Source organism: Wolbachia endosymbiont of Protocalliphora sialia, assembly GCF_053891855.1.
This window is the reverse complement of record NZ_JAIUJX010000026.1, coordinates 1-5,769: the sequence shown is the minus strand read 5'-3', so window position 1 is coordinate 5,769 and position 5,769 is coordinate 1. Positions and strand designations below refer to the sequence as shown.

Here is a 5,769-nt window from a genome sequence, read left to right as displayed (position 1 = left end):
TTTTTTTTTGGTCTAGTTTATGGGGTGCATTATAACCGCAATCAATGCTGGAGCTATACAAGCAGCAATTCCACCTATGGCTAAAGGTGATGAAGTGTCAAAACTTAACCACCAAGCTAATACTCCTAGTGCTGACACTATACTATAAGTTAACAAACAAATATACATACAATCCCCTCGCTAATTAAGAAAATGCCATTTTACTCTGAATCATAAACTACTCTCTTCACTCTCAGCCATCTAAGCAGCACATTGGAGTGACAAAAAATGCTACCGGCAAATAATGGCTTTGCAAAAATAGAGAATGTTTATATTTATGTAAAGTGGAAATTTTTAGTGGGGCGAGCGACCAGGATTGAACTGGCGACATTCAGTACCACAAACTGACGCTCTACCAACTGAGCTACGCCCGCCAAGGTATAAAATTTCTAACACACAAGCATAAATAGTCAATTAATTATTTATGCTACCTACTTTTGCATAGAGTTTTAAGTTTAGCGAATAAACATTTTCATTTATGCTTTTAGCATTATAGTTAATCGTATTGAAATCGTGATATGTTTAAAAGTATTTTCACATTTAGTTTTTTTACAGCTATTTCAAGAATTTTAGGGCTAATAAGAGATGTATTGATTGCTACGGTTATTGGTGCAACCTCTCTTGCAGATATATTCTTTTCCTCGTTTCGCTTTGCTAATTTATTTCGATCGTTTTTTGCAGAGGGAGCATTTACTACCTCATTCATACCATTATACTCTGCAGAGTCATATGATAATAAAAAGGCATTTAATTTCGCAAGTAGTGTAATATCCATTACGTTTATTATTCTAGTAATTTTTTGCCTTATCACACAAACCTTCTTCCCTTACATAATCAAAACCTTCACTCCTGGATTTGACCAAAATAAATTTACCTTTACTGTAACTTTGTCGAAAATTATGATGCCCTACATAATCTTCGTGTCAATCGCATCACTTATTGGTGGAATGTTGCAAGTAAAACAGCATTTTGCTTCAACAGCTATTTCACCAATCATTTTGAACCTCTGTTTAATCATCAGTTTGTTTTTACCTTACATTGAAACACCGGCTCATAACCTTTCTATAGCTGTCCTGATTGGAGGGATTTTGCAGCTACTTTTAATAATATTTAGTGCATACAAATTAAAGGCTTTCTTTTCTTTTAGTTTAGAATTAAGTAACGAAGTGAAGTTGTTTTTCAAGCGTGTGATACCTGCAATTATCAACAATTGTGTAATACAAATAAGTGTATGGATTGACACAATCATGGCGAGTTTTATACCAAATGCAGTTTCTTATATATATTATGCCGATAGACTAAATCAACTACCGCAAGGAGTAATTGGCACTGCAATTGGTACAGTACTTCTTCCTCTGATTTCAAAACGAATAAATGATACTGAGAATATAGTCAAAATACAGAACAAGGCCCTTAATATAGGGTTAATATTAATTATGCCAATAACTGCTGCTTTTATCATTATTCCTGACATAATTTTACTTACGCTTTTTTCTTACGGCCGATTTGATTATTATGCAGTGCAGCAAACTGTTCCTACATTAGTAGCATTTTCTCTTTCTTTACCCGCATTTATTATAAATAAAGTATTGCTACCCACATTCTTTGCTAAGGGAAAACTAAAAATACCAACTATGTTCTCATTAACGTGCCTTGGAATTAATGTAATACTAAATCTCATATTAATGAACAAATACCAACATATAGGAATTGCTATTGCTACTTCCATTTCCACTTGGATAAATTCTATTTTATTGATTAATTATTTAACAATAAATAAGATGTATAAGATTAGCCAAGCATTATTACTAAATATTGTAAAAATTCTCACTGCAACATTGGTTATGTCAATAGTTCTTTATCTCTCTAATTACTTATCAGCGGGGTTGTTTTTCGATAGAGGGCTAGCTCGTATTGTTTATTTAGTAACTTTAATAGCTTTGAGTGTTATTATTTATTCTAGCACTCTTTACCTAATTTTTAGAGGAAATTTGAATAATTTGAAATATGTATAAATTACACCCTTTGTATTGCTATATGTCATTTCAGCTACTATTCCAATATCCACTCCTTTCATCCCATAACCTATTCCTTTCATCCCAGTGCTTGACACTGGGATCCAGAAATTTTGTTGATTATATAATCTGGAAAACCTTATTTAAGTCACACTGGATCACAGTGTCACACACACAACTGTATAAGTGTTGTGGTTTGAGAGCAATTTCCACTGGGAACCCAGTGCTCATCAGACCAGCTTCTCATGTAAAAATGCTGTGTTTTAACATAAGAATAGCTACTTTTTTGCTAATTAACTTAATGTCTAATCAAATTTCCTGGATCCCAGACTGGGATGACAAGAAGAGAAGGGATGCTGGAATGAGAGGTCTATTATGAAACTTTCTTTATACGCCATATTATCAATCTCGTTGCTATTAATTCTCATGCACGTTGCTGCAACTTTTAAGGATTGGAGTGGCTACAGAGAATATATCGTAAAAGAGTTAGAGAAGACGTATGATGCTAAAGTACATGTTGGAGGAAAAATTGAAGTTTCGCTCATTACTCCAAAACTTACTATTCACAATGTATATGTACAATACAACAAAAACAAGGAGCAAAAATTATCAGATTTAATTAGTGCAAAAAAAATTGAAATAAGGCCATCGTTGTTTTCATTTTCATTGCAACCAAAGTCAATCTCATTTTTGGGCATGAAAAGCAACAAAGAAAATTTACTTAATATTATAAATACGAAAGCCAATGATAATATAGTTGATATATTAATAAAGGACAGCCAAATAAGTTTTAACGCCGATACTATTAACATCAAGGAAGTTGCTATAAAAAAAAATAAGCAGTTTTTTGGTGAAGTACAGATTGGTGACAACAATTACGATTTTTCTGGAAAGGTTAATGTCACAAAAAATAATGTACACATTAGTGTTGATTCAAATTTTGCAAATTTGCTATTTAAAGGTAATAGAAATCAACAGGGTAATTTAATACTGACAATCAATAACAGTTCCGGTTCTGTGAGCAATTTAGCAAAAATCATTAATCTTAGCTTCCTTTCTTATGTGATTCCCAGCGAAAATATTGAGATATCATCCAATATCAATCTCAATGAAAGCGAGTTTACGGCAACTGATTTAAAAATTGAGTCCAAAAGCATGCAAGGCACTGGTATAATACAAAATGATAGAAAAAGTGATCATACTAATATCAATATTAGTTTTAGTAAAGTCGACCTAAAAAACGGCTCACACAAAACAACAGATATGAAGGGTCTTTTAGAATCTTTTAGAGAGGTTGTGCCAAAGAACCTGAGCTTGGATTTTAATATGGAAGCTTCAAATATTCAATATCAAAACAGGATATTGGACAAATTTCATGCTACGCTAAAATTTGCTAATGGCGAAATAAACGTTGATACTCTTCTTCAGTTTCCTGGAACCAATAATATATCTCGCTTATCAGGAAAAGTTTCAAACAATGGCAACTTGTCTGAATTTAATGGTGATATATTGATAAAGGGTGAGTCGTTCATTTCACATATTTTACCTTCTATCAAGATGCAAGAAAGAGAGAAAAGTCAATTTACAGCAAGTTCTAAACTATATTTAGCACCTAGAATATTATCTCTTTCAGATATCAGATTGCTAAATAACAAAGAATCTTGGCAAGGATCAATTAAGGTAAATCACACAAAAAAACACAATATGATCGATAGCAAATTTAGCATACATAACATTAATATAGATAAATATGATTATTCATTATTCAGCAAAGTGCAATGGCTGAAAAATCTTAAGTATGATGTAAATATAAGAACTAGTGTTAAAGATTCTATATTCAATGGTACAAAAATTGAAGATTTGGATTTTTCATTAAAAATACAAGAGAACAAGCTAGTTGCAGATAAAATAAAGTTATTCGGAGAAGATTTCGACATTACCGGTAGTGTAAAAATATTAGTGGATCAAAAATACACTAAGCCTTTATTAGACGTAAACCTTACAGGTAATAAATTTAATGGAAATATCTTTAAATTACCAAAACTATTAGAGGTAAAAAGAAACTCAAGAAATGAAATAAATCAAATTCAATGGTCAACAAAGCAGCTTAATTTTTTAGATGAGAAAGGAGATTTTGATGCAAACGTGCAAATCAAAACTACAGAATTTAAAATTGGGCAAAACGTCTTAAAAGATTTTAACTTGGATACAGTGATAAGAAACAACACTATCACTATCAAACAGATAAGTTACATACTAGAACATGGACAAATGTTTTTTCAGGGTTATCTAAAAGCAGGCTCAATTCACACAAAATTTTCTATTGCAAATTTGGACACCAAGGAAGTTATAGGAGTTAATAACATAAATGGCAAGATAAGCTTAAGTGGTGAAATCAAAACTCAAGGAACAAGCTTTGATGATTGGGCTAGTAACTTATCAGGAAATGTAAACTTTCAAGCACAGAAAATAGAATTTACTAATGTGGATTTTAATTCATTCATCACTAAGTTGTTAAGCAGTAAGAATAAACCTGAAATTTCCAAGCTTGCTTATGTTGATATATACAATGGCAGTACGCTTTTTGAAAATATTAGTGGAAAAGTAAGTATTAACAGTGGTGTATGTTCAACTAGTTCACAGTTTAGTATCGATCAAGCATCAGGTTCTATCTCTTCTAATTTAATCTTATCTAATTTCTCCTTAACTTCTATATTCAGACTCTTTTTCATACTACCAAATCATAATAGTCCTCTTTATATCGAGGCACACTTAGATGGCCCTATTTGGCACCCTAAGATGAGTTTTGATGTAGATCAAATCTTTACCACTTTATTAGTTAGCAAGAAAAATAGTTAACTCATTTAGATATAGGATTTAAGGGACCATCTATCTTTAAGTTAGACCTTAGTAAAAGATGTTCTACTCTCACCAATGATAAGACTGATTGATTGTTTGTACATTCTCAATGCTTGCGTCGCTGTAGCTTGTGCTTGGACTCTCTGTCTCTCCAAGCAATAAACGTGTTATCTCCCTATAGTCTTCGCGAACAGATAAATGTAAAACAGTAACACAAGAATTACTTGATGTATTAATATCTGCTCCTTTTTCAAGCAATAATTTTACCATACTTGTGTGGCCTGAACGAACAGCACAGTATAAAGGAGTATAACCGAAACGATTTTTTATATCAATAACTGCTCCTTTTTCAAGCAATAATTTCACTTGCTCTAAGCGATTTCTTTTAGCAGCGTAATGTAAAGGAGTTTCACCATTACGATCTGCTGCATTAATATTTGCTTTGCGTCTCGATGACAATTCTATATGAGGAAGAGTAAATAGAGAATTACTTACTGAATTTCCTTGTTCTTGATACATAAAATACCCCCAGTTTATTACAGCTTAGTATAAATATCTACACTATATAAATATCAATTCAACTTATCACCACCGGGTAACGGTGGCAAGCCAAAAGCTTCTCTTTTTTCATTGAGCGTCATGAAGCTTGCGTTTTGCACGTATTTCCACATCTTTTGTCTTTTCCCCATTAGAATTTCTATCGCGTCTTTATCATATGACAAACATAAATCTTTACCAAACTTGGGCACTAGCCAAGAATTCAGGTGACAGATAATATTTTCTAGCGTTGGTAAAATCGTCTGTTCCCAAAGTATAATGCACCCCATAAACTAGACCAAAAAAAAATGGTTGATCC

General features: G+C 32.3%; 4 protein-coding genes, 1 tRNA gene and 1 pseudogene. 3 read left to right on the top strand and 3 right to left on the bottom strand.

The features are described from left to right. Positions 1-19: 19 nt before the first annotated feature. Positions 20-148, top strand: a complete 129-nt coding sequence (locus LB100_RS05845; protein WP_456201703.1) for a hypothetical protein — start codon at positions 20-22, stop codon at positions 146-148. Positions 149-337: 189 nt separating this feature from the next. Here LB100_RS05845 and LB100_RS05840 read toward each other — a convergent pair. Next, positions 338-413, bottom strand: a tRNA-His gene (locus LB100_RS05840). 144 nt (positions 414-557) lie between these two features. On the opposite strand from LB100_RS05840, the gene murJ reads away from it, so the two are divergent. Beyond that, the gene (gene murJ, locus LB100_RS05835) at positions 558-2,054 is read left to right on the top strand and encodes a murein biosynthesis integral membrane protein MurJ (RefSeq protein ID WP_456201702.1); all 1,497 of its coding nucleotides are present in this window, start codon (positions 558-560) and stop codon (positions 2,052-2,054) included. A 375-nt stretch (positions 2,055-2,429) separates the two neighbouring features. After that, positions 2,430-4,913, top strand: a complete 2,484-nt coding sequence (locus tag LB100_RS05830; RefSeq protein WP_456201701.1) for an AsmA-like C-terminal region-containing protein — start codon at positions 2,430-2,432, stop codon at positions 4,911-4,913. Between the two features lie 69 nt (positions 4,914-4,982). On the opposite strand, the gene LB100_RS05825 is transcribed toward LB100_RS05830, so the two are convergent. Beyond that, positions 4,983-5,432, bottom strand: coding sequence for an ankyrin repeat domain-containing protein (locus tag LB100_RS05825; RefSeq protein ID WP_456201700.1), 450 nt, complete (start codon positions 5,430-5,432; stop codon positions 4,983-4,985). A 53-nt stretch (positions 5,433-5,485) separates the two neighbouring features. Continuing rightward, a pseudogene (locus tag LB100_RS05820) lies at positions 5,486-5,725 on the bottom strand (phage portal protein); the annotation flags it as partial. Between the last annotated feature and the right edge of the window lie 44 nt (positions 5,726-5,769).